Genomic DNA, 24,157 nt, shown 5'->3' on the forward strand with positions numbered 1-24,157 from the left:
CAGACTCCGGTCTCGTTACTGCCGAGGAGTGACCATGGCTCACCAGGTCCGTGCTGTCGTCGCGCGGGGCAAGGGTGCCCCCGTCAGCCTGGAAACGATCATCGTGCCGGACCCCGGGCCGGGTGAGGCGCTGGTGAAGATCGAGGCCTGCGGGGTCTGCCACACCGATCTGCACTACCGCGAGGGCGGGATCAACGACGAGTTCCCCTTCCTGCTGGGCCACGAGGCGGCCGGAGTCGTGGAGTCGGTGGGCGAGGGCGTCACCGACGTGGCCCCCGGTGACTTCGTCATCCTCAACTGGCGCGCGGTCTGCGGACAGTGCCGGGCCTGTCTGCGCGGACGCCCCTGGTACTGCTTCAGCACCCACAACGCGAAGCAGAAGATGACCCTGCTGGACGGCACCGAGCTGTCGCCGGCGCTGGGCATCGGCGCGTTCGCGGAGAAGACGCTGGTGGCGGCGGGGCAGTGCACGAAGGTCGACCGGGCCGCCTCGGCGGCCGCCGCCGGACTGCTGGGGTGCGGGGTGATGGCCGGTATCGGCGCGGCCATCAACACCGGCAACGTCGGGCGCGGTGACAGCGTGGCCGTCATCGGCTGTGGCGGCGTGGGGGCCGCGGCGGTCGTCGGGTCGAACCTGGCGGGCGCGGCGAAGATCATCGCCGTCGACATCGACGACGCCAAGCTGGAGACCGCACGGCGGCTGGGCGCGACCCACACGGTCAACTCGAAGGACACCGACGCCGTCGAGGCGATCCGTGAGCTGACCGGCGGTTTCGGCGCCGACGTCGTCGTGGAGGCGGTGGGCCGGCCGGAGACGTACAAGCAGGCCTTCTACGCCCGTGACCTGGCCGGCACGGTCGTCCTGGTCGGCGTCCCCACCCCGGAGATGAAGCTGGAGCTGCCCCTGCTGGACGTGTTCGGCCGCGGTGGCACGCTGAAGTCCTCCTGGTACGGCGACTGCCTGCCCTCCCGTGACTTCCCGATGCTCATCGACCTGTACCTCCAGGGCCGGCTGGACCTGGACGCCTTCGTCACGGAGACCATCGCGCTGGACGACGTGGAGAAGGCCTTCGAGCGGATGCACCGGGGCGACGTCCTGCGCTCGGTGGTGGTCCTGTGATGGCCGCCCGCATCGAACAGCTCGTCACCTCGGGGACGTTCTCGCTGGACGGCGGCACCTGGGACGTCGACAACAACGTGTGGATCGTCGGCGACGACACCGAGGCCGTCGTCATCGACGCCGCGCACGACGCCGACGCGATCGCCGAGGCCCTCGGCGGGCGCACCCTGCGGGCCATCGTGTGCACCCACGCCCACGACGACCACATCGACGCCGCCCCCGCCCTCGCCGAGCGCACGGGCGCGCCGATCCTGCTCCACCCCGCCGACCTGCCGCTGTGGAAGCAGACCCACCCCGACCGGGCCCCCGACGGCGAACTCGCCGACGGCCAGGTCCTCACCGTGGCCGGGGTGGAGCTGACCGTGCTGCACACGCCCGGCCACGCTCCGGGAGCGGTCTGCCTGTACGCGCCGGGCCTGGCGGCCCTCTTCAGCGGCGACACCCTGTTCGCGGGCGGACCGGGGGCGACAGGACGGTCGTACAGCGACTTCCCGACCATCGTGGACTCGATCCGGGCCCGCCTGCTGACACTGCCGGGCGACACGGTCGTGCACACCGGACACGGTGGGACGACCACCGTGGGCGCGGAGGCACCGCACCTCCAGGAGTGGATCGACCGCGGCTTCTGACCGTCCCCGCAGCGACCCCCGCACGGCGCCCGTCTCACCTGTTTCCGCAGGTGGGACGGGCGTTTCGGGCTGCCCCGACGACGCCTGGCGCACCCGTCCGAAGCGTGCGCCTCGACGCCTTGACAAGGATTCTGGGCGACCTCAGACTGTTGTTGCGCTAACCGCAATCCGTTTCGCTATACGCACCCGAGGTGTCATGATGATTCCCGCGTGCCGTCTCGCAGATCTCCCGCGAGGCGAGGCCATCCGGCTCGACGTCGACCCGCCGGTCTCGGTGTTCCACACCGACGACGGCGAGTTGTTCGCCATCGACGACACCTGCACCCACCAGGACGCCTCGCTCGCCGACGGCTGGCTGGAGGGCTGTGAGGTGGAATGCCCGCTGCACGCCTCGAAGTTCGACCTGAGGACGGGCGCCGTCGACTCCCCGCCGGCCAAACTCCCGGTGCGGACCCATGAGGTCGTCGTCGAGGACGGCATGATCCACGTCCGGGTGTCCACGGACGCCCCCAACCTGCCGCCCTGCGTCGCGGCCCGGCTCGCCGGAGGTCCCGCGTGAGGACCGTGGCCGTCGTGGGCGCCTCGCTGGCCGGTCTGTCGGCGGCGCGCTCGCTGCGGAAACAGGGCTACGACGGACGGCTGGTCGTCATCGGCGACGAGACCCACCGCCCGTACGACAGGCCCCCGCTGTCCAAGGAGTTCCTGGCCGGCGGCCTGGGCGAGGCCGACCTCGCCCTGGAGAGCGACGGCGAGGATCTGGGCGCGCAGTGGCTCCTCGGGGCCCGTGCCACCGGCCTGGATGCCACCCGGCGTGCGGTCCGCCTCGCGGACGGCAGGGAGGTCCGGGCCGACGGTCTCGTCATCGCGACCGGCGCGGCCGCCCGCCGGCTGCCCGGCTCCGAAGGCCTCGCCGGGGTCCACGTCCTGCGCACCCTGGACGACGCCCGCGCCCTGCGGGACGAACTGACCAGGGGCGGACGGCTGGTCGTGATCGGCGGCGGTTTCGTCGGCGCCGAGGTCGCCTCCACCGCCTACGCCCTCGGCCTGGAGGTGACGGTGGTCGAAGCGGCACCCACGCCGCTCGCCGCCCCCCTCGGCCAGGCCATGGGCAGCATCGTCTCCGCCCTCCACCTCGACCACGGCGTACGGCTGTTGTGCGGTGTCGGTGTCAAGGGACTGAGCGGGGAGCGCCGGGTCGAGGCCGTCCTGCTGGAGGACGGCCGCAGCGTCCCCGCCGACATCGTCGTCGTGGGGGTGGGCGCACTCCCGTGCGTCGACTGGCTGGAAGGATCCGGCGTCACGCTCGACAACGGCGTCAAGTGCGGCGCGGACGGCCGCACCAGCCTCGCCGGTGTGGTCGCGGTCGGGGACTGCGCCTCCTGGTACGACCCCCGCGCGGGCCACCACCGCCGCGTCGAACACTGGACGGGCGCACAGGAACGCCCGGCGGCGGCCGTCGCCACCCTGCTGGCCGGGGGAGCGGTGGAACCGGGCGTGCCCCGGCCGCCGTACTTCTGGTCGGACCAGTACGGCGTCAAGATCCAGTTCGCCGGCCACGCGGCCGGCGCCGACAGCGTCACGGTCGAGGAAGGCGCGGCAGACGACCGCAACGTGCTGGCCGTCTACCGGCGCGCCGGCCACCCGGTCGCCGTGCTCGGGATGAACCAGCCACGGCTGTTCACCCGTTGGCGCAAGCAGCTCGCCGCCGCGGTCTGCTGACCCGGCCCCACGCCCCACACCGCGCCGCGGCCCTCCCGGGCACGCGGCGTCGCTCCCCACCCAACGCCGTCCGGAGTCGCTCTTCCCGGCGCGTGACCGCCCGATCCACGACGTTCCCCCGAGGAGTGCACCGTGACCTCGACCAGCCTGCCGGACAGCCTGATCGCCACCCTCCCCGGCTCCGCCTACACCGATCCCGCGATCTTCGCCCTGGAACAGGAGCGCATCTTCGAGACGATGTGGTTCTGCGTCGCCCGCTCGTCGGACCTGGCGAAGCCCGGCGCCTTCCGCACCGTCGACGTGGGCCGCGAGAGCATCCTCGTCACCCGCGCCCGGGACAACTCGATCCGGGCCCACTTCAACGTCTGCCGGCACCGGGGGGCCAAGCTCTGCACGGAGGAGAGCGGCGAGGTCAAGCGGGCCTTCCAGTGCCCGTACCACGCCTGGACCTACGGCCTGGACGGCAAGCTCGTCGCCGCGCCCAACCTCACCAAGATGCCCGACGTCGGCCGCACCGAGTACGGCCTGGTGAGCGTGGCCGTCCGCGAATGGCTCGGCTATGTCTGGGTCTGCCTCGCCGAGAACCCGCCCTCCTTCGAGGAGGACGTGCTGGGCGCGATCGTGGAGCGGCTCGGCGACGTCGAGTCGATCGAGCGCTACGACATCGACAACCTCTCGGTGGGCAAGCGGATCGTCTACGACGTCAAGGCCAACTGGAAGCTCATCATCGAGAACTTCATGGAGTGCTACCACTGCGCCACGATCCACCCCGAACTCACCGAGGTGCTGCCCGAGTTCGCGGACGGCTACGCGGCCCAGTACTACGTCGGGCACGGCGCCGAGTTCGGTGCGGAGGTCCAGGGCTTCACCGTGGACGGCTCCGAGGGCCTGGACCGCATACCCGGTGTCGCCGAGGAGCAGGACCGCCGCTACTACGCGATCACCGTCCGGCCGCAGGTCTTCATCAACCTCGTTCCCGACCACGTGATCTTCCACCGGATGTACCCGGTGGCCGTCGACCGCACGATCGTCGAGTGCGACTGGCTCTACCTCCCGCACGTCGTCGACAGCGGCAAGGACGTCAGCCGGTCCGTGGAACTCTTCGACCTGGTCAACCGGCAGGACTTCGAGGCGTGCGAGCGCACCCAGCCCGGAATGCACTCACGGCTGTACGCCAAGGGCGGTGTGCTGGTGCCCAGCGAGCACCACATCGGCGCCTTCCACGACTGGGTGAACGAGCGCCTCGGCGGCGGCTCCGCGCAGCCGGAGGGTCAGCCCAGGTAGCCCATGCGGTGGCTGATCTCCTGGGCGCCCTTGACCAGCACCGGGGCCAGCTCGCGCATCCGCTCCTCGGTGAACCGGTAGGAGGGGCCGGAGGCGGTCAGCGCGGCGATGACCTCGCCCTCCCGGTCGAGCACCGGCGCGGCCATGGCGTGCAGGCCGATCTCCAGTTCCTCCTGGGTCCAGGCGTAGCCCGCCTCCCGCACCTCGACGAGATGCTTCTCCAGCTTCGTCTTCGAGGTGATGGTGTGCGGGGTGACCTTCTTGAGGCCGGCCTCGGCGAGCAGCGCGGCGCGCTGCTTGGCGGGCAGGTAGGCCAGCAGGACCTTGCCGCTCGACGTCGCGTGCAGAGGGGTGAGCTGACCGACCCAGTTGTGCGCCGTGACCGCTCCGGGACCGCGTACCTGGTAGAGGTTGACCGCGTAGTGCTCCTGCAGTACCGCGATGTTGACGGTCTCGCCGATCTCCTCGGCGAGGCTCTCGCAGACCGGGCGGCCCTGCTGGGTGATGTCGATGCGTCCCGTCACCGCGCCGGCCAGGCGCACGATGCCGAAGCCGAGGCGGTACTTGCCCCGCTCGCCCGCCTGCTCCACCAGACCGCGCGCCTCCAGGGCGCCGAGCAGGCGGAAGGCGGTGGACTTGTGAACGTCGATCTCCGCGGCCACTTCGCTGACGCCGGCCTCGCCCCGGTGGGCCAGGATCTCCAGCACGCTGATGGCGCGGTCCACCGACTGCACTCCGCCGGCCTGCGAGTTCGAGGTTTCCGTGTCGTTGCTGTAGTTGCTCACAGTGAAACTATACGCGTAGTAAACAACACCATTGCAAGTAACGACGGCGTAACCCATGACCATGCAAGTTGCGCGGTTCGCAACCTAGTGCGCATAGCGCTACTCGACTAGCATGCTCGCGTATCTACGGCGCGAGCGAGACGAGGCACCATGGCTCCCTTGCAATACGACTTCGTCATCGTCGGCGGCGGATCAGCCGGCTGTGCATTGGCGAACAGACTCTCCGCGGATCCGGCGAACCGGGTGCTGGTGCTGGAGGCCGGCCGGTCCGACTACCCGTGGGATGTCTTCATCCACATGCCCGCGGCGCTGACCTACCCGATCGGCAGCCGCTTCTACGACTGGAAGTACGAGTCCGAGCCCGAACCCCATATGGGGGGCCGACGCGTCTATCACGCCCGAGGCAAGGTGCTGGGCGGCTCCAGCAGCATCAACGGCATGATCTTCCAGCGCGGCAACCCCATGGACTATGAACGCTGGGCGGCCGACGCCGGAATGGAGACGTGGGACTACGCCCACTGTCTGCCGTACTTCCGCCGTATGGAGAACTGTCTCGCGGCCGACCCGGACGACGAGTTCCGCGGCCACGACGGCCCCCTCGTCCTCGAACGCGGCCCCGCGACCAACCCGCTCTTCGGCGCCTTCCTCAAGGCCACCGAGGAGGCGGGCTACCCGGCCACGGACGACGTCAACGGCTACCGGCAGGAGGGCTTCGCCAAGTTCGACCGCAACGTCCACCGCGGACGCCGGCTCTCCGCCTCCAAGGCGTACCTCAAGCCCGCCATGAAGCGGCCCAACCTCACCGTCAGGACCCGCTCCCTCGTCACCCGTGTCCTGTTCGAGGGCAAGCGCGCCGTCGGGGTCGAGTACCGGCGCGGCCGCGGCGCCCTGAAGCAGGTCCGCGCCAAGGAGGTCATCCTCTGCGGCGGCGCGATCAACTCCCCGCAGCTGCTGCAGCTCTCCGGCGTCGGCAACGCCGAGGAGCTGAGCGCCCTCGGCATCGACGTCGTCCACGACCTCCCCGGGGTCGGCGAGAACATGCAGGACCACCTGGAGGTGTACGTCCAGTACGCCTGCAAGCAGCCGGTCTCCATGCAGCCGTACATGGCGAAGTGGCGCGCGCCCTTCATCGGGCTGCAGTGGCTCTTCCGCAAGGGGCCCGCCGCCACCAACCACTTCGAGGCCGGCGGCTTCGCCCGCAGCAACGAGGACGTCGAGTACCCCAACCTGATGTTCCATTTCCTGCCGATCGCCGTCCGCTACGACGGCTCCTCGCCGGCCGGCGGCCATGGCTACCAGGTGCACGTCGGCCCCATGTACTCCGACGCCATCGGCTCGGTGAAGATCAAGAGCAAGGACCCGCGCGAACACCCCGCGCTGCGGTTCAACTACCTCTCCACCGAACAGGACCGCCGCGAGTGGGTCGAGGCGATCCGCGTGGCCCGCAAGCTCCTCAGCCAGCCCGCGCTCGCCCCGTACAACGACGGGGAGGTCTCGCCCGGTCCGCAGGTGGAGTCGGACGAGGAGATCCTCGCCTGGGTCGCCAAGGAGGGCGAGACGGCTCTGCACCCCTCCTGCACCTGCAAGATGGGCCCCTCCAGCGACGAGACGGCCGTCGTCGACCCGGCCGGCCTGCGGGTGCACGGAGTCGAGGGCCTGCGCGTCGTGGACGCCTCGGTGATGCCCTATGTCACCAACGGCAACATCTACGCGCCGGTGATGATGATCGCGGAGAAGGCCGCCGACCTGATCCTGGGCAAGGAGCCGCTCGCTCCGTCCGAGGCCGCCTACTACCGCCACCGCGACGCGCAGCAGAAGCAGGCGGGGTAGACCTTGGGCGCCGCAGGACTGCGGACGCTGCTGGACGGCGTCCGCTACGAGGTGCTGCCCGCGAAGGCGACCGAGGACAAGGTCCTCGCCCATGTTCCGCGCGACGTCGTCGTCACGGTGACGGCGTCGCCGGTCAAGGGCCTGGAACCGACCCTCGACCTGACCGCCCGGCTCGCGGCGCACGGCCGGCGCGTCGTCCCGCACGTGCCCGCGCGGCTGCTGCGGGACGACGCGCACCTGAAGGACGTCGTCGACCGGCTGCGGGAGGTGGGCGTGGAGGACGTCTTCGTCCCGGCGGGCGACGCCGACCCGCCGGCCGGGGCCTACGACGGGGCGCTGCCGGTGCTCCGCCGGCTGAGCGAGCTGGGGGCGCCGTTCGCCCGTGTCGGCGTCACCGGCTACCCCGAGAGCCATCCCCTGATCCACGACGACATCACCGTCCAGGCGATGTGGGACAAGCGCGAGCACGCCACGTACGTCGTGAGCAACCTGTGCTTCGACCCGCGGGTGCTGGGGGAGTGGATCACCCGGATACGGGGCCGGGGCATCGCGCTGCCCGTGCACGTCGGCGTCGCCGGACCCGTGCAGCGGGCGAAGCTGCTGGCCATGGCGACGAAGATCGGCGTGGGCGAGTCGACGCGCTTCCTGACGAAGCACCCCTCGTGGTTCCTGCGGTTCGCGACGCCCGGGGGGTACGCGCCGGAGAAGCTGCTGACGCGTACCGGGGAGATGCTCGCCGCGCCCGCGTCGGGGGTGGCCGGGCTGCACCTGTTCACCTTCAACCAGATCGCCGAGACGGAGGCGTGGCGCCGGGCCCTGCTGGAGCGGCTCGGGGGCTGAGGCGCGGCGGGTGGGCCGGCCTCTCGAAGACGTGTGCAAGCGCACGTATGACGTGTACAAGCGCACGTATACAGAGCGCGTGACGCGGGACGTATACAGAGGACGTGCGCGGAGGTCGCGTACAAGGGGACGTATACGAAGCGGGGCGGGACCCCATCCGGGTCCCGCCCCTCGTTCGCGTGGTGGTCAGCGGAAGACGACCGTGCGGTTGCCGTCCACCATCACACGGCTCTCGCTGTGCCACTTCACCGCGTGGGCGAGGACCTGCGCCTCGACGTCCCGGCCGACGGTGACCAGGTCCCCGGGGTCGAGCGAGTGGTCGACCCGGACCACGTCCTGCTCGATGATCTGCCCTTCGTCCAGGTCGGAGGTGACGTAGTGCGCGGTGGCGCCGACGAGCTTCACCCCGCGGTCGTAGGCCTGGTCGTACGGCTTCGCGCCCTTGAAGCTGGGGAGGAAGGAGTGGTGGATGTTGATGGCGCGGCCCTCGAACTGCTTGCACAGGTCGTCCGAGAGGATCTGCATGTAGCGGGCCAGGACCACCAGGTCGATGTCCAGGTCGCGGACCAGCTCCAGCAGACGCGCCTCGGCCTCGGCCTTGGTGTCCCTGGTGACCGGGATGTGGTGGAAGGGGATGCCGTAGGTGTCCGCCAGCCCCTCGAAGTCCCGGTGGTTGGAGACGATCGCGGGGATCTCGATGTTCAGGGAGCCGCTGCGCGCGCGGAACAGCAGGTCGTTCAGGCAGTGGCCGAACCGGGACACCATGATGAGCGTGCGGGTCGGGGTCGACGCCTCGCTGAGCGCCCAGGTGATCCCGTACGCCTCGGCCACGGGGCCGAACCGGTCGCACAGGGTTTTCATGGTCGCGTCCGGGTCGGAGACGTCGAAGTGGACCCGCATGAAGAAGCGGCCCTGGAGGCGGTCGTCGAACTGCTGGCTCTCCAGGATGTTGCCCGAGTTCCTGACGAGGAAGCCGCTCACCGCGTGGACCAGTCCGGCGCTGTCGGGGCAGGAAAGGGTGAGGACGAACTCACGGCCAGGTTGCGATCGAGGGAACCTTACGGACACGGTGGCCTCCGTCGGTGCGTATTGCACAACAAGGTGAGCGATACGCAACATGGTCGGCTCGACGCCGCTCGCGGTCAAGAGTGGTCGGGGAAGTGTCCTCATGGCGAAATCGTCATCGGCCAACCTCTTGACGTAGGTCGACGGCATTCGCAAAGGTGTTCCACCACAAGCAATTGAATGCATGATGCGCAACGCATTTCAGCTGAAGGGCTTGGCGCGTGGCAGATCTGTATGTGGCCGGCGAATGGCGGGATCCGGTGGCCGGAGGGCGCCGGGAGATCCGCTGTCCCGCTGATGGCACGCTCACCGCGACCGTATCGGAGGGGACACGTCCCGACACCGAGGCGGCGATCGCCGCGGCCCGTGCCGCCTTCGACGAGGGACCCTGGCCCCACACCCCCGAGCGGGAGCGCGGTGCCCTGCTGCTGCGCACCGCCGACCTCATCGAGCGGGACGCCAAGGAGTTCGCCCGCGCCGAGTCGCTGGACAGCGGCAAGCGGCTGGTGGAGAGCGAGTACGACATCGCCGACGTCGTCTCCTGCTTCCGTTACTACGGCGGGCTCGGCGGCACCGACGCCGGCCGGGTGATCGACACCGGGCGTGACGACGCCGTCAGCCGGGTCGTCCACGAGCCCATCGGTGTCTGCGGCCTCATCACTCCCTGGAACTACCCGCTGCTGCAGGCGAGTTGGAAGGTCGCCCCGGCCCTGCTGGCCGGCAACACGATCGTCCTCAAGCCCAGCGAACTCACCCCCTCCACCTCGATCCTGCTGATGCGGGCACTGGAGGAGGCGGGACTGCCGGCCGGCGCCGCCAACCTCGTCCTGGGCACCGGACCCGAGGTCGGCGCCCCGCTCTCCGAGGACCCGCGCGTGGACATGGTGTCCTTCACCGGGGGACTGGAGACCGGGAAACGGATCATGGCCACCGCCGCGGCGACCGTGAAGAAGGTGGCCCTCGAACTCGGCGGCAAGAACCCCAACGTGATCTTCGCCGACGCCGACTTCGAGACAGCCGTCGACTTCGCCCTCACGGCCGTCTTCCTGCACTCGGGCCAGGTCTGCTCGGCGGGCGCCCGCCTGATCGTCGAGGACTCGATCCACGACGCCTTCGTCGACGAGGTCGTCCGCCGCGCCCGGCGGATCCGGCTCGGCGGCCCCTTCGACCCCGAGGCCGAGACCGGAGCGCTGATCTCCGCGCAGCACCGGGAGAAGGTCGAGGCCTACGTCGCGGCCGGCCTCGCCGAGGGGGCCGTCCTGCGCTGCGGCGGCGCGCGGCCCGAGGACCCGGCACTCGCGGACGGCTTCTACTACCCGCCGACCGTGCTCGACGACTGCCGGCAGGACATGCGCGTGGTGCACGAGGAGTCCTTCGGACCCGTGCTCACCGTGGAGCGCTTCACCGACGAGGACGACGCCGTACGCATCGCCAACGACACCGAGTACGGGCTCGCCGGCGCCGTCTGGAGCCAGGACGCGGGCAAGGCCCAGCGGGTCGCCCGGCGGCTGCGCCACGGCACGGTGTGGATCAACGACTACCACCCCTATGTGCCGCAGGCGGAGTGGGGTGGGTTCGGGCATTCGGGCGTGGGCCGGGAGCTGGGACCGACCGGTCTGAACGAGTACCGAGAGCCCAAGCACATCTGGCAGAACATCCAACCCCGGCCGCAACACTGGTTCCGCGGCTGAATGCCGAGAAGAGGCCGATCGTGACCCCAACACAGACCGAGGCGCCGGAGCGGCGCGGTACCCCCGAGGACTCGGACGGTACTCCGGTCATATCCGTGCGCCGGCTGTGGAAGGTGTTCGGGCCGAAGGCGGACCGGGTGCCGGAGTCGGAGGAACTGTGCGGCCTCACCCGCCGCGAGCTGATGGACCGTACCGGATGCACCGCCGCCGTGCGCGACGTGAACTTCGACGTCCGCAAGGGCGAGGTCTTCGTCGTCATGGGACTGTCCGGCTCCGGCAAGTCCACCCTGGTGCGATGTCTGACCCGGCTGATCGAACCCACCGCCGGGGAGATCGTCTTCGAGGGCGAGGACATCCGCCAGGCCGACGCCGCACGCCTGCGCGACCTGAGGCGCCGCAAGTTCTCCATGGTCTTCCAGCACTTCGGGCTGCTGCCCCACCGCCGCGTCGTCGACAACGTGTCCTTCGGGCTGGAGATCCGCGGCATGAGCAGGGCGGAGCGCACCAGGCGGGCCCTGGAGGTCGTCGAACTCGTGGGTCTGTCCGGCTACGAGAACTCCTACCCCGACCAGCTCTCCGGCGGTATGCAGCAGCGCGTGGGACTCGCCCGGGCACTGGCCGGCGACCCGGACGTCCTCTTCTTCGACGAGCCCTTCTCGGCGCTCGACCCGCTGATCCGCCGTGACATGCAGAACGAGGTCATCCGGCTGCACCACGAGGTCGGCAAGACGATGGTGTTCATCACCCACGACCTCTCCGAGGCCCTCAAGCTCGGCGACCGCATCCTCATCATGCGCGACGGCAAGATGGTCCAGTGCGGCACCGGCGACGAACTGGTCGGGGCCCCGGCCGACGACTACGTACGCGAGTTCGTCAAGGACGTCCCGCGCGGCGACGTGCTCACCCTGCGCTGGATCATGCGCCCGCTCAACGACGGCGACGCCCTGGACGGTCCCGAACTCGGCCCAGACGTCGTGGTGCGCGAGGCCACCCGGGCGGTCCTGGCGGCCGACAAGCCCGTCAAGGTCGTCGAGAACGGTGAGCTGCTCGGCATCGTCGGCGACGAGGAGATCCTCGCGGTGGTCGCCGGGCAGGAAGGCGGCATGTGATGACCGTCGCCGTGGAGAGACCCGAACAACCGCAGCAGCCCGAACCGCCCCGAAAGACGGACACCGCGCCCCCGGCCGCCTCACCCGCCGCCCGGCTGCGCCGGGTCGGGCGCGGCACGGTGGTGGCCGCGATCCTGATCGCCTGGCTGCTGCTCTTCGCCGTGCTGCGCGGCAAGCAGACCCTCACCCTCGCGGCGGCCGACCTCACGGACCTGCACCGGTGGATCAACGACCTCAACGACTCCGTCGGCGCCAACCGGAACTCCAACCCGCTGTTCCTGTACTTCTTCAACGAGATCCGCCTGGTCATCGACACTCTGGTGACCTTCATCCAGGAACTGATCTCCCAGCCCTCCGCCGACCGGCCCCTCCCGCAGATCGGCTGGCTCGGCGTCGTCGGCATCGCGGGCTACGTCTCCTGGGCCGTGGGCAACTGGCGGGTCGCCCTCCTGGCCGTGGCCGGCTTCACCTTCCTCGGGCTGCAGGGCCTGTGGCAGGAGAGCATGGACACCTTGGCCCTCACTGTCTCCGCCGTGTTCGTGGCGCTGCTGTTCGCGATCCCGCTGGGCGTGTGGGCCGGACTGTCCGAGCGGTTCAACCGGCTCGTGACACCGTTCCTGGACTTCATGCAGACGATGCCGACCTTCGTCTACCTGGCCCCGCTGACCCTCTTCTTCCTCATCGGCGGCGCCTCCGCCACCATCGCCACCGTGATCTACGCGGCGCCGCCCGCGATCCGTATCACCGCGCACGCCATCCGGTCGGTGCCCGAGACCACCGTCGAGGCGGCCGACTCGCTGGGGGCCACCCGGTGGCAGGGGCTGCTGAAGGTCCTGCTGCCGATGTCCAAGCGGACCGTGGTGATGGGCGTCAACCAGTCGATCATGGCGGCCCTGGCCATGGTGACCATCGCGGCCCTGATCGACGCGCCCGGCCTCGGCAAGACCGTCCTCCAGGCCCTGCAGTCGCTCGACGTGGGTACCGCCTTCAACGCGGGACTCGCGATCGTCGTCATGGCCATCGTCCTGGACCGGGTCACCACCGCCGCCAGCGCGCGCCAGGAGACGGCACGGCGCTCGACCGGACGCTTCGTCACCTGGCGACGGCCGCTGCTGGCCGCCGGTGGCGTCGTCACCGCCGTCCTCGTCTTCTTGTCGCACACCTATGTGTGGGCGGCCGAGTTCCCCGGTGAGGGCGACGTCGGCAGCTCCGTCGCGCGAGCGGCGGACACCACGACCACCTGGGTGCAGGACAGCCTCTCCGGCCTCACCAACGCCTTCCGGGACGCTCTCACCAACGGCCTGCTCAACCCGTTCCAGTCGCTGCTCACCGACTCCCCGTGGTGGCTCGTCGCCGCGGTGCTGATCGCGCTCGGCACGGTGCTCGGCGGCTGGCGCGCCGGCGTCACCGCGGCCGTGTGCCTGGGCCTGCTGCTCGGTACGGGCCTGTGGTCGGACAGCATGACCACGCTGGCCTCGACACTCGTCGCGACGGTGCTGGTGATGGTGCTCGGCATGGCCTTCGGCGTGTGGATGGGGCGCAGCGCGCTCGTGGACCGTGTCCTGCGGCCCACCCTGGACGCGGCACAGGTCATGCCCCCCTTCGTCTACCTCGTGCCGTTCCTCGCGCTGTTCGGCGCGACCCGCTTCACGGCCATCGTCGCCGCGATCGTCTACGCCGCCCCGGTCGCCATCAAGATCATCGCGGATGGGGTACGGGCCGTACCGGCGACCACCGTGGAGGCGGCCACGGCCGCCGGGTGCAACACCTGGCAGATCATCACCAAGGTTCAACTGCCCATGTCCCGCAGTGCGTTGACGCTCGCCACCAACCAGGGTCTGATCTATGTACTGTCCATGGTGGTGGTGGGAGGCCTGGTGGGAGCCGGTGCCCTCGGCTACGACGTCGTAGCCGGATTCTCCCAGGGGCAGCTGTACGGGAAGGGACTCGCGGCGGGCCTCGCCATCGTCCTTCTCGGAGTCATGTTCGACCGGATCACGCAGGCCGCCGCGCGGCGCGTCAGCGCATAAGGAGCACTGACCATGGCAACACCTATACGACAGTGGAGAGCCGGCGTGGCCGGACTGGCCGTCCTCGGCCTCGCCCTCACCGCCTGCAGCGGTGCGAAGGTCGGTGACAACTCGTCGTCGGGCTCCGACGAGTCGGGCGGCTCGGGCAAGTGCGGCACCTTCAACCTCGCCGTCAACCCGTGGGTGGGTTACGAGGCGAACGCGGCGGTCGTCGCGTACGTCGCCGAGAAGGACCTCGGCTGCAAGGTCACCAAGAAGGACCTCAAGGAGGAGATCGCCTGGCAGGGCTTCGGGACCGGTGAGGTCGACGCGGTCATCGAGAACTGGGGCCACGACGACCTGAAGAAGAAGTACATCACCGACCAGAAGACCGCCGTGGAGGCCGGGGCGACCGGCAACGAGGGTCTGATCGGCTGGTACGTGCCGCCGTGGCTGGCGAAGGCGCACCCCGACATCATCGACTGGAACAACCTCGACAAGTACGCCGACAAGTTCAAGACCTCCGAGTCGGGCGGCAAGGGCCAGCTCCTCGACGGCGACCCGTCGTTCGTCACCAACGACGAGGCCCTGGTGAAGAACCTGAAGCTGGACTTCAAGGTGGTGTACGCGGGCAGCGAGACCGCCCTCATCCAGGCCTTCCGCAAGGCGGAGAAGGACAAGGAATGGGTGATCGGCTACTTCTACGAGCCCCAGTGGTTCATGGCCGAGGTGCCCCTGGTCAAGGTCAAGCTGCCGGAGTACAAGGCGGGCTGCGACGCGGACGCGGAGAAGGTGGCCTGCGACTACCCCGTCTACGAACTCGACAAGATCGTCAGCACGAAGTTCGCCGAGTCGGGCAGCCCGGCCTATGACCTGGTCAAGAACTTCACCTGGACCAACGACGACCAGAACACCGTCGCCAAGTACATCGCGGTGGACAAGATGACGCCCGAGGCCGCGGCGAAGAAGTGGGTCGAGGCCAACCGCGCCAAGGTCGAGGCCTGGATCAAGTAACCGCAGGACGGATCAGCGGTCGAACATGCCCGGTGGGCGGCGTGCACCCAGGTGCGCCGCCCACCGGGCATCGCCGTGTCCGGGGGCGGTCCGAGGACCCCGTCCGGTGCCGTGTCCGGGGCCGTCCCCGATGCCGTTTTCCTCGGGTCACGGACCTCTTGACACCCCCTCCTCGCGGCAGGCACATTGAGTTGCGCAACCTGAACCTTGTTGCGCAGACAGCAACTGAACCGGCTGGACTCGATTTCAATCGGAGGTGCGGCGATGGCGGGACCCCGAGTGGTCATCATCGGAGCGGGCGTCGTTGGCGCGGCCCTCGCGGACGAGATCTCCGCGCGCGGCTGGACCGAAGTGACCGTGGTCGACCAGGGCCCGCTCCCCGCCACCGGGGGCTCCTCGTCGCACGCCCCGGGCCTGGTCTTCCAGACCAACCCGTCCAAGACCATGACCGAACTCGCGCGCTACACCGTCGAGAAGTTCTGCTCCCTCGACGTCGACGGCGAGCCCTGCTTCCTCCAGGTCGGCGGCCTCGAAGTGGCCACCACCCCCGAGCGCCTGACCGAACTGCACCGCCGCCACGGCTGGATCACCGCCTGGGGTATCGAGGCCCGCCTGCTGAGCGCCGACGAGTGCGTCGAACAACACCCGCTGGTCAACCGCGACCGGGTCCTCGGCGGCCTCCTCGTGCCGACGGACGGCCTCGCCAAGGCCGTCCTCGCCGTCGAGGCGCAGATCCGCCGCGCCACCGAGCGCGGCGTCACCTTCCTCGCCCGCCACGAGGTCCTGGACGTGCTCCGGACGGACGGCGAGGTGACCGGCGTCCGCACCGACCAGGGCGACCTGCCGGCCGACATCGTCGTGTGCTGCGCCGGCATCTGGGGGCCGAGGATCGCCCGCATGGTCGGCATGAACCTCCCGCTCACCCCGCTCGCCCACCAGCTCGCCTGGACCGGCCCGGTGCCGGCACTGGCCGGCCAGACCGAGGAGGCGGTGCGGCCGATCCTGCGCCACCAGGACGCCGACCTCTACTACCGCGACCGCTACGACGGCATCGGCATCGGCTACTACGGCCACCGCCCCATGCCCATCTCCGCCGACGACATCCTCTCCGTGGACGAGGCCGACGCGATGCCGTCGGTCCTGAAGTTCACCGAGGAGGACTTCGCCGACGCCTGGACCGAGACGCAGTCCCTGCTGCCGGCGACGGCGCAGGCCAAGGTCGAGGAGGGCATCAACGGCCTGTTCTCCTTCACCACCGACGGCTACCCGCTCCTCGGTGAATCCCCCGACGTCAAGGGCTTCTGGGTCGCGGAGGCGGTCTGGGTCACCCACTCCGCGGGCGTGGGCCGGGCCGTCGCCGAATGGCTGGTCGACGGCCACTGCTCCTCCTTCGACCTGCACGAGTGCGACGTCAACCGCTTCGAACCGCACCAGCTGTCCCCGGAGTACGTCCTGGCCCGCGACTGCCAGAACTTCGTCGAGGTCTACGACATCCTGCACCCCCTGCAGCCGTCCGGTGACCCGCGCCCGATCCGCACCAGCCCCTTCCACACCCGCCAGCAGGAGCACGGAGCCGTCTTCCTGGAGGCGGCCGGCTGGGAGCGCCCCCAGTGGTACGAGGCCAACGCCCCCCTGGTCGAGGGCCGCAACATCCCCACCCCCAACGACTGGGCCGCGCGGTACTGGTCGCCCATCGTCGGCGCCGAGGCCCAGGCCACCCGCGAGACCGTCGCGATGTACGACATGACGGCCCTCAAGCGCCTGGAGGTCACCGGCCCCGGCTCCGCCGCCTTCCTGGAGCGCCTGGTCACCGGCAAGGTCGCCAAGTCCGTCGGCTCGGTGACGTACACCCTGCTGCTCGACCACGACGGCGGCATCCGCAGCGACATCACCGTGGCCCGCCTCGCCCGCGACGTCTTCCAGGTCGGCGCCAACGGCAACCTCGACCTCGACTGGTTCACCCGCCACCTCCCCGCCGACGGCACGGTCCAGGTCCGCGACATCACCGCCGGCACCTGCTGCATCGGCCTGTGGGGCCCGCTCGCCCGCAAGGTCCTCCAGCCGCTGACGGACGAGGACTTCTCGGCCGACGGCCTGAAGTACTTCCGCGCCAAGCGCGCCCACATCGGCACCGTCCCGGTCACGGCCATGCGGCTGTCGTACGTCGGCGAACTCGGCTGGGAGCTGTACACGACCGCCGACCTCGGTCAGAAGCTGTGGGACACCCTGTGGGCCGCCGCCCGGCCGCTCGGCGGTGTCATCGCCGGGCGCGGCGCCTTCAACAGCCTCCGCCTGGAGAAGGGGTACCGCTCCTTCGGCACCGACATGACCTACGAGCACGATCCCTACGAGGCCGGCGTCGGCTTCGCCGTCAAGCGCGACAAGGACGACTTCATCGGCAAGGCCGCGCTGGAGCGCCGCGCGGCCGACGTCCGCCGGAAGCTGACCTGCCTCACCATCGACGACCCCAGGTCGGTCGTCATGGGCAAGGAGCCGGTCTACGACGGCGACTCGGCCGTCGGCTACGTCACGAGCGCGGCGTACGGCTACACCATCGGCAAGGGGATCGCGTACGCGTGGCTGCCGGCGGAGCTGGCGGTCCCCGGGACCGCGCTGCACATCGGGTACTTCGACCAGCGCGTCGAGGCCGTGGTGGCCGAGGAGCCGCTGTTCGACCCGTCGATGTCCCGTCTTCGTGGGTGAGTGGGTCCGGAGATCGGAAGGAGCACCGTCCGTGAGCGCACAGTTGCTCGACGGGAAGGCCACGGCCGCCGTCATTCGTCGTGAAATCGCCGAGCGTGTAGGCAAGTCGACCGCCGCCGGCGGGCCTCCGCCCGGTCTCGGGACCGTCCTCGTCGGGGACGACCCCGGCAGCCGTGCCTACGTGGGCGGCAAGCACCGGGACTGCGCCCAGGTCGGCATCGCCTCGATCCGTCGTGAACTGCCCGCCGACGCCACACAGCGCCAGGTCGAGGACGTCGTCGACGAGCTGAACGCCGACCCGGCCTGCACCGGATACATCGTCCAGCTGCCGCTCCCGCGCCATCTGGACGCGGGCGCCGTGCTGGAGCGCATGGACCCGGCGAAGGACGCCGACGGCCTGCACCCCGTCAGCCTCGGCCGGCTGGTTCTCGGCGAGGCGGCGCCGCTGCCGTGCACCCCGCGCGGCATCGTCGAGCTGCTGCGCCGCTACGAGGTGCCGATCGCCGGAGCGAGGGTCTGTGTGATCGGCCGCGGCATCACGGTGGGACGGCCCCTCGGCCTGCTCCTCACCCGCAGGTCCGAGAACGCCACGGTCACCCTCTGCCACACCGGCACCACGGGCCTGGCCTGGCACGTACGCGAGGCGGACATCGTCGTCGCGGCGGCCGGCTCACCCGGACTGATCACGAAGGACATGCTGCGCCCCGGCGCGGCCGTCCTGGACGTGGGCATCACCCGCACCGACGAGGGCCTGGTCGGCGACGTCCACCCGGACGCCGCCCAGGTCGCCGGATGGCTCGCGCCGATGCCCGGCGGCGTGGGACCGATGACACGGGCGATGTTGCTGGCCAACGTCGCCGAGGCCGCCGAGAGGAACGCGACCGCCGTATGAACGCGCACGTCCCCGAGTACTCGCAGCATCCGTACCTCTCACACGACGGAGACGTCCGATGAGCCCCCGTACCCCCGGCGCCGAGCTGCCCGAACACCCCGACTGGCTGTGGCGCACACCGGAGCCGAAGCGCAGTTACGACGTGATCGTCGTCGGCGGCGGCGGACACGGTCTCGCCACCGCCCACTACCTCGCGAAGAACCACGGCATCACCAACGTGGCCGTGCTGGAGAAGGGCTGGCTCGCGGGCGGCAACATGGCCCGCAACACCACCATCATCCGCTCCAACTACCTGTGGGACGAGAGCGCCGGCATCTACGAGCACGCGCTCAAACTGTGGGAGGGCCTGGCGGAGGAACTGGACTACCCGATCCTGTTCTCCCAGCGCGGTGTGCTGAACCTGGCGCACAGCCTGCAGGACGTCCGGGACAGCGTGCGCCGCGTGGAGGCCAACCGCCTCAACGGCGTGGACGCACAGTGGCTGGACGCCGAGCAGGTGAAGGAAGTCTGCCCGATCGTCAACATCTCCCCGGACGTGCGCTACCCGGTCCTGGGCGCCACCTACCAGCCCCGGGCCGGCATCGCCAAGCACGACCACGTGGCCTGGGGCCTGGCCCGCTCCGCGGACGCCGCGGGCATCGACATCATCCAGAACTGCGAGGTCACCGGCCTGGACGTGGTCGGCGGCAGAGTGGTCGGCGTGCGGACGACGCTCGGCCCGATCGCGGCCGGCAAGGTCGCGCTCTGCTCGGCGGGCCACACCTCGGTCCTGGCCGCCATGGCCGGCATCGAACTCCCGCTCCAGAGCCACCCGTTGCAGGCACTGGTCTCGGAGCTGCTGGAGCCCGTGCACCCGACGGTCGTGATGTCCAACGCGGTCCATGTGTACGTCAGCCAGGCCCACAAGGGCGAGCTGGTGATGGGCGCGGGCATCGACTCGTACAACTCCTACACCCAGCGCGGCGCGTTCCACATCATCGAGGAGCAGATGTCCGCCGCGCTGGAGCTCTTCCCGGTCTTCGCCCGCGCCCACGTCCTGCGCACCTGGGGCGGCATCGTCGACACCAGCCCCGACGCCTCCCCGATCATCGGCCTCAGCCCGGTCGACAACCTCTACCTCAACTGCGGCTGGGGCACGGGCGGTTTCAAGGCCACCCCGGGGGTCGGCTGGGTCTACGCCCACACCATCGCCCACGACACCCCCCACCCCCTCAACGCCCCCTTCTCGCTCGACCGTTTCACCACCGGCGCGCTCGTCGACGAGCACGGCGCGGCCGCGGTGGCCCACTAGGGAGCCCAACCATGCTGCTCATCACCTGCCCGTGGTGCGGGCCCCGCGACGAGGCCGAGTTCCACTACGGCGGCCAGGGACACGTGCCCTACCCCGAGACCCCGTCGGCCCTCACCGACGAGGAGTGGGCCCGCTACCTCTTCTTCCGTGACAACCCCAAGGGCCCCTTCGCCGAGCGGTGGAGCCACGCGGCGGGCTGCCGCAAGTGGTTCAACGCGGTACGGGACACCGCGACCAACGAGATCCTGGCGGTGTACCGGGCGGGAGAACCGCGCCCGGCCACGGAGGAACTGCGGCGCGCGCCGAGCTCCGACGCGCGCGCGGCTTTCGTGGAGCCCCCGGCGAGCCCCGAGCCGCGTCCGGCCACTCCCCGGCCCAGCCCGGCACCACCGGCCCGTCCGGCGCCGGCGGGGGGCGAGACTCAGCCCTTCCGTCTGCCCACCGGCGGCCACATCGACCGCGACACCCCCCTGACGTTCGTCTTCGACGGCACCGAGTACCAGGGCTACCGAGGCGACACCCTCGCCTCCGCCCTCCTCGCCAACGGGGTCATCCAGACGGGCACCAGCATCAAACTCGGCCGCCCCCGGGGCATCTTCTCGGCCGGCGTCGAGGAACCCAACGCGGTCATCCAGATCGAGGCCCCCTTCCCCGAGCCGATGCTCCCCGCGACCACCGTCGAGCTGTACGACGGCCTCGTCGCGAGCAGCCTCCCCGGCCAGGGCCGCCTCGCCACCGAACCGGACCCCGCCCGCTACGACGCCGTACACGCCCACTGCGACCTGCTGATCGTCGGCGCGGGCCCGGCCGGCCTCGCCGCCGCGGCCGCCGCCGCCCGCAGCGGTGCCCGCGTCATCCTCGCCGACGACCGGCCCGAACTCGGCGGCAGCCTGCTCGGTACCAGTGAACTCCTCGACTGGGCACGCGAGTTGAGTGCGCATCTCGACACCGCCCCCGACGTCCGGGTGCTGCGCCGCACGACCGTCTTCGGCTACTACGACGACAACCACCTCCTCGCCGTGGAACGCCGCACCAACCACCTGGGCGCGAGCGCTCCCGCACATGTCTCCCGCGAACGGGTCTGGCGCATCCGCGCCCGCCGTGTCGTCCTCGCCACCGGCGCCCACGAGCGCTCCCTCGCCTTCGCGGACAACGACCGCCCCGGCGTGATGCTGGCCGCCTCTGCCCGCACCCACGCCCTGAGCCACGGCGTCCTGCCGGGCCGCCGCGCCGTCGTGTTCACCACCAACGACAGCGCCTACGCGGCGGCCCTTGACCTCGCCGCGGCGGGCGTCGACATCGCTGCGATCGTCGACACCCGCCCCGAACCGGGCGAGTGGGCGCGGCGCGCCCGCGAGGCCGGCATCGAGGTGCTGGCCGGGCACGCCGTCACCGGCACGGAGGGCGAACCGCGCCTCACCGCCGTGTCCGTCGCCCCGTACGGGGAGTCCGAGGGACAGCGGCGGTTCGCCGCCGACCTCCTGCTGGTGTCCGGCGGCTGGAACCCGGCCGCGCACCTCTTCAGCCAGGCGGGCGGCAAGCTGCGCCACGACGAGGCGCTGGGTTCCTTCGTCCCCGACACCTGCCGTCAGGCGGTCGAGGTGGCGGGCAGCGCCGGCGGCGTCTTCGGCCTCGCCGCCGTCCTCGCCCAGGGCGCCGCCGCCGGAGCCCGCGCCATCGAGGCCGAGGGCTACCGCTCCGAGGCACCCCCTCTCCCGCAGGTGCCCGCCCAGCCGCGACCGACGCCGCCGATGCACGTGTACGCCGTCCCGGGTCGCACCGGCCGCCCCCGCTTCGTCGACCTCCAACGCGATGTCACCGTCGACGACCTGACCCGCGCGACGGGCGCCGGCATGCGCTCGGTCGAGCACACCAAGCGCTACACCACCGCCGGCACCGCCAACGACCAGGGCAAGACCTCCGGAGTCCTGGCCAGCGGCGTGGTCGCCGAACTGCTCGGCGTGGACGTCTCCGCACTCGGCACGACCACGTTCCGGCCCCCGTACACCCCCGTCTCCTTCGCCACCCTCGCGGGCCGCGACCGGGGCGCCCTGCACGACCCGATCCGCACCACGGCCCTGCACACGTGGCACGTCGAACACGGCGCGCTCTTCGAGAACGTCGGCCAGTGGAAGCGCCCCTGGTACTACCCGCGAGGCGGCGAGGACATGGAGACGGCCGTGCTGCGCGAGTGCGCCGCCGCCCGCGACGGCGTCGCCTTCATGGACGCCTCCACCCTCGGCAAGATCGACGTTCAGGGCCCGGACGCCGCCGTGTTCCTCGACCGGCTCTACACCAACATGATGTCCACCCTGAAGGTCGGCATGATCCGCTACGGCGTCATGTGCCGCCTGGACGGCATGCTCTTCGACGACGGCACGGTCATCCGCCTCGCCCAGGACCGCTTCCTGGTCACCACCACGACCGGCAACGCGGCCGCCGTACTGGACTGGATGGAGGAGTGGCTGCAGACCGAGTGGCCCGACCTCAAGGTCCACTGCACGTCCGTGACCGAACAGTGGGCCACCGTCGCCCTGGTCGGCCCCCGCTCCCGAGACGTCCTCGGCGCACTCGCACCCCAACTGGCCGTGTCCAACGACGACTTCCCCTTCATGGCCTGGCGCGAGACGGCCGTCGCCGGCATCGACGCCCGGGTCTGCCGGATCAGCTTCTCCGGCGAACTCGCCTACGAGATCAACGTCTCGCCCTGGGACGCCCTCACCCTCTGGCAGGCGCTGTACGAGGCCGGGGCCGCGTACGGCATCACCCCCTACGGCACCGAGACCATGCACGTCCTGCGCGCCGAGAAGGGCTACCCCATCGTCGGCCAGGACACCGACGGCACCGTCACCCCGCAGGACCTCGGCATGAGCTGGGTGGTCTCGAAGAAGAAGCCCGACTTCATCGGCAAACGCTCCTACGCCCGCGCCGACACCCTCCGCACCGACCGCAAGCACCTCGTCGGCCTCCTGCCCGAGGACCCGGGCACCTTCCTCCCCGAGGGCACCCACCTGGTCGCCGACAGCGTGCTGCCGGCGCCGCCCGTCCCGATGCTCGGCCATGTCACCTCCAGCTACCGCAGCGCCGCCCTCGGCCGGACCTTCGCGCTCGCCCTGATCAAGGGCGGCCGGGACCGCATCGGCGAACGGCTGTACGCCCCCGTGGGCGACCGGCTGGTCCCGGTGACCGTGGCAAGCCCCGTCCTCTACGACCCCGAGGGAGCCCGTCGCGATGGCTGACACCGCACTCACCGCCCCGCCCCGCAGCCCCTTGTCCGACGCCGCGGGTCGCCTGGCCTCCGCCACCCGCGCCTCCCAGGGCGCCATCCGGCTGGCCGAACTCCCCTTCCTGACCCAGTTCGACATCCGCCTGGACGCCAAGGGGGCGGCCGCCGACGCCATCGGCCTCGCCCTGGATCTCCCGCTGCCGCTCGAACCCGGCACCGTCGTGCGCGCCGGGCAGTTGACCGCGCTGTGGCTGGGGCCCGACGAATGGCTGCTGGTGGGCCCGCCGGGCAGCGCCCGGGACCTGGAGGACCGGATCCGCACGGCCGCCGGCGACGAACCCGTCTCCGTCACCGACGTCTCCGCCCAGCGCACCACCCTCCTCGTGGCCGGCCCCGGCGCGCGCGAGCTCCTGTCCCACGGCTGCGCCCTGGACCTGCACCCACGTGCCTTCGGCGCCGGACGCTGCGCCCAGACCACCCTGGGCCGCACCCAGGTCGTCCTGGTCGCCCGCGACGAACCCGGCACGGGGTTCTGGGTACTGGTCCGCTCGTCCTTCGCCGGGTATCTGACGGACTGGCTGCTGGACGCGGCGACGGAACACCTGTCGGCCTGAGCCGACAGCACACGCACCGACCTCTGTGGGGCACCCGTCAGGGTGCCCCACAGAGCTTTACTTCCCGAGTGTCGGGTAGAGCGGGTGTTTGTCGGCGAGGGCTTTGACCCGGGCCTTGAGCGCTCCGGTGTCGGGTTCGGGCTTGAGGGCCTGGGCGATGACGTCGGCGACCTCGGTGAAGTCCGCGGTGGTGAAGCCGCGGGTGGCGAGGGCGGGGGTGCCGATGCGCAGGCCGGAGGTGACCATCGGGGGGCGCGGGTCGTTGGGGACGGCGTTGCGGTTGACGGTGATGCCGACCTCGTGGAGGCGGTCCTCGGCCTGTTGTCCGTCGAGTGC

18 protein-coding genes and 1 pseudogene are annotated in these 24,157 nt (G+C 70.7%); 16 read left to right on the top strand and 3 right to left on the bottom strand.

The window, feature by feature from the left end; genetic code table 11:
- The first annotated feature begins 34 nt into the window (after nt 1-34).
- From ACWCRJ_RS13205 to ACWCRJ_RS13225, 5 genes are all read left to right on the top strand, one after another.
- Entirely contained in the window at nt 35-1,120 is a 1,086-nt protein-coding gene (locus ACWCRJ_RS13205) for an S-(hydroxymethyl)mycothiol dehydrogenase (RefSeq protein WP_450939380.1), read from the top strand.
- Complete coding sequence (locus ACWCRJ_RS13210; protein ID WP_450939381.1) at nt 1,120-1,749, top strand: MBL fold metallo-hydrolase; 630 nt, start codon at nt 1,120-1,122, stop codon at nt 1,747-1,749. Before ACWCRJ_RS13205 ends, ACWCRJ_RS13210 begins: the two co-directional genes overlap by 1 nt.
- Before the next feature lie 196 nt (nt 1,750-1,945).
- Nucleotides 1,946-2,308, top strand: a complete 363-nt coding sequence (locus ACWCRJ_RS13215; RefSeq protein ID WP_046914194.1) for a bifunctional 3-phenylpropionate/cinnamic acid dioxygenase ferredoxin subunit — start codon at nt 1,946-1,948, stop codon at nt 2,306-2,308.
- Entirely contained in the window at nt 2,305-3,468 is a 1,164-nt protein-coding gene (locus ACWCRJ_RS13220) for an NAD(P)/FAD-dependent oxidoreductase (protein ID WP_450939382.1), read from the top strand. Before ACWCRJ_RS13215 ends, ACWCRJ_RS13220 begins: the two co-directional genes overlap by 4 nt.
- Nucleotides 3,469-3,600: 132 nt before the next feature.
- On the top strand, nt 3,601-4,752 hold the full coding sequence (locus ACWCRJ_RS13225; RefSeq protein ID WP_450939383.1) for an aromatic ring-hydroxylating oxygenase subunit alpha: 1,152 nt from the start codon (nt 3,601-3,603) through the stop codon (nt 4,750-4,752).
- Here the strand turns inward: ACWCRJ_RS13225 and ACWCRJ_RS13230 are convergent.
- Nucleotides 4,740-5,486, bottom strand: coding sequence for an IclR family transcriptional regulator (locus tag ACWCRJ_RS13230; RefSeq protein ID WP_450939401.1), 747 nt, complete (start codon nt 5,484-5,486; stop codon nt 4,740-4,742). The two genes, ACWCRJ_RS13225 and ACWCRJ_RS13230, sit on opposite strands and share 13 nt — an antisense overlap.
- A gap of 201 nt (nt 5,487-5,687) precedes the next feature.
- Here ACWCRJ_RS13230 and betA point away from each other — a divergent pair, with 201 nt between their 5' ends.
- Nucleotides 5,688-7,367 carry a choline dehydrogenase gene (gene betA / locus ACWCRJ_RS13235; RefSeq protein WP_450939384.1) on the top strand — a complete coding sequence of 560 codons (1,680 nt, stop codon included), beginning with the start codon at nt 5,688-5,690 and terminating at the stop codon, nt 7,365-7,367.
- Nucleotides 7,368-7,370: 3 nt separating this feature from the next.
- Nucleotides 7,371-8,207, top strand: coding sequence for a methylenetetrahydrofolate reductase (locus ACWCRJ_RS13240; RefSeq protein WP_450939385.1), 837 nt, complete (start codon nt 7,371-7,373; stop codon nt 8,205-8,207).
- A gap of 186 nt (nt 8,208-8,393) precedes the next feature.
- Here ACWCRJ_RS13240 and purU read toward each other — a convergent pair whose 3' ends face one another.
- On the bottom strand, nt 8,394-9,275 hold the full coding sequence (gene purU / locus ACWCRJ_RS13245; protein ID WP_046914189.1) for a formyltetrahydrofolate deformylase: 882 nt from the start codon (nt 9,273-9,275) through the stop codon (nt 8,394-8,396).
- 218 nt (nt 9,276-9,493) lie between these two features.
- On the opposite strand from purU, the gene ACWCRJ_RS13250 reads away from it, so the two are divergent.
- From ACWCRJ_RS13250 to ACWCRJ_RS13290, 9 genes are all read left to right on the top strand, one after another.
- Nucleotides 9,494-10,963: an aldehyde dehydrogenase family protein gene (locus ACWCRJ_RS13250; protein ID WP_450939386.1), complete on the top strand. Its 1,470-nt coding sequence runs from the start codon at nt 9,494-9,496 to the stop codon at nt 10,961-10,963.
- A gap of 20 nt (nt 10,964-10,983) precedes the next feature.
- Nucleotides 10,984-12,072 (top strand): quaternary amine ABC transporter ATP-binding protein, encoded by a 1,089-nt coding sequence (locus tag ACWCRJ_RS13255; RefSeq protein ID WP_450939387.1) that lies wholly within the window; start codon nt 10,984-10,986, stop codon nt 12,070-12,072.
- Nucleotides 12,072-14,102: an ABC transporter permease gene (locus ACWCRJ_RS13260; protein WP_450939388.1), complete on the top strand. Its 2,031-nt coding sequence runs from the start codon at nt 12,072-12,074 to the stop codon at nt 14,100-14,102. The genes ACWCRJ_RS13255 and ACWCRJ_RS13260 overlap by 1 nt, the downstream gene beginning before the upstream one ends.
- A gap of 12 nt (nt 14,103-14,114) precedes the next feature.
- The gene (locus tag ACWCRJ_RS13265) at nt 14,115-15,095 is read left to right on the top strand and encodes an ABC transporter substrate-binding protein (protein WP_450939389.1); all 981 of its coding nucleotides are present in this window, start codon (nt 14,115-14,117) and stop codon (nt 15,093-15,095) included.
- Nucleotides 15,096-15,359: 264 nt separating this feature from the next.
- On the top strand, nt 15,360-17,798 hold the full coding sequence (locus ACWCRJ_RS13270) for a GcvT family protein (RefSeq protein ID WP_450939390.1): 2,439 nt from the start codon (nt 15,360-15,362) through the stop codon (nt 17,796-17,798).
- 31 nt (nt 17,799-17,829) lie between these two features.
- Entirely contained in the window at nt 17,830-18,690 is an 861-nt protein-coding gene (locus ACWCRJ_RS13275) for a bifunctional methylenetetrahydrofolate dehydrogenase/methenyltetrahydrofolate cyclohydrolase (protein ID WP_450939391.1), read from the top strand.
- A 58-nt stretch (nt 18,691-18,748) separates the two neighbouring features.
- Entirely contained in the window at nt 18,749-19,981 is a 1,233-nt protein-coding gene (locus ACWCRJ_RS13280; protein ID WP_450939392.1) for a sarcosine oxidase subunit beta family protein, read from the top strand.
- An 11-nt stretch (nt 19,982-19,992) separates the two neighbouring features.
- Nucleotides 19,993-23,220, top strand: coding sequence for a sarcosine oxidase subunit delta family protein (locus ACWCRJ_RS13285; protein WP_450939393.1), 3,228 nt, complete (start codon nt 19,993-19,995; stop codon nt 23,218-23,220).
- Nucleotides 23,213-23,821 carry a sarcosine oxidase subunit gamma gene (locus ACWCRJ_RS13290; protein WP_450939394.1) on the top strand — a complete coding sequence of 203 codons (609 nt, stop codon included), beginning with the start codon at nt 23,213-23,215 and terminating at the stop codon, nt 23,819-23,821. The genes ACWCRJ_RS13285 and ACWCRJ_RS13290 overlap by 8 nt, the downstream gene beginning before the upstream one ends.
- A gap of 57 nt (nt 23,822-23,878) precedes the next feature.
- Here the strand turns inward: ACWCRJ_RS13290 and ACWCRJ_RS13295 are convergent.
- A pseudogene (locus tag ACWCRJ_RS13295) lies at nt 23,879-24,157 on the bottom strand (serine hydroxymethyltransferase); the annotation flags it as partial.

The sequence above is a fragment of the Streptomyces sp. NPDC002324 genome (genome assembly GCF_053593335.1).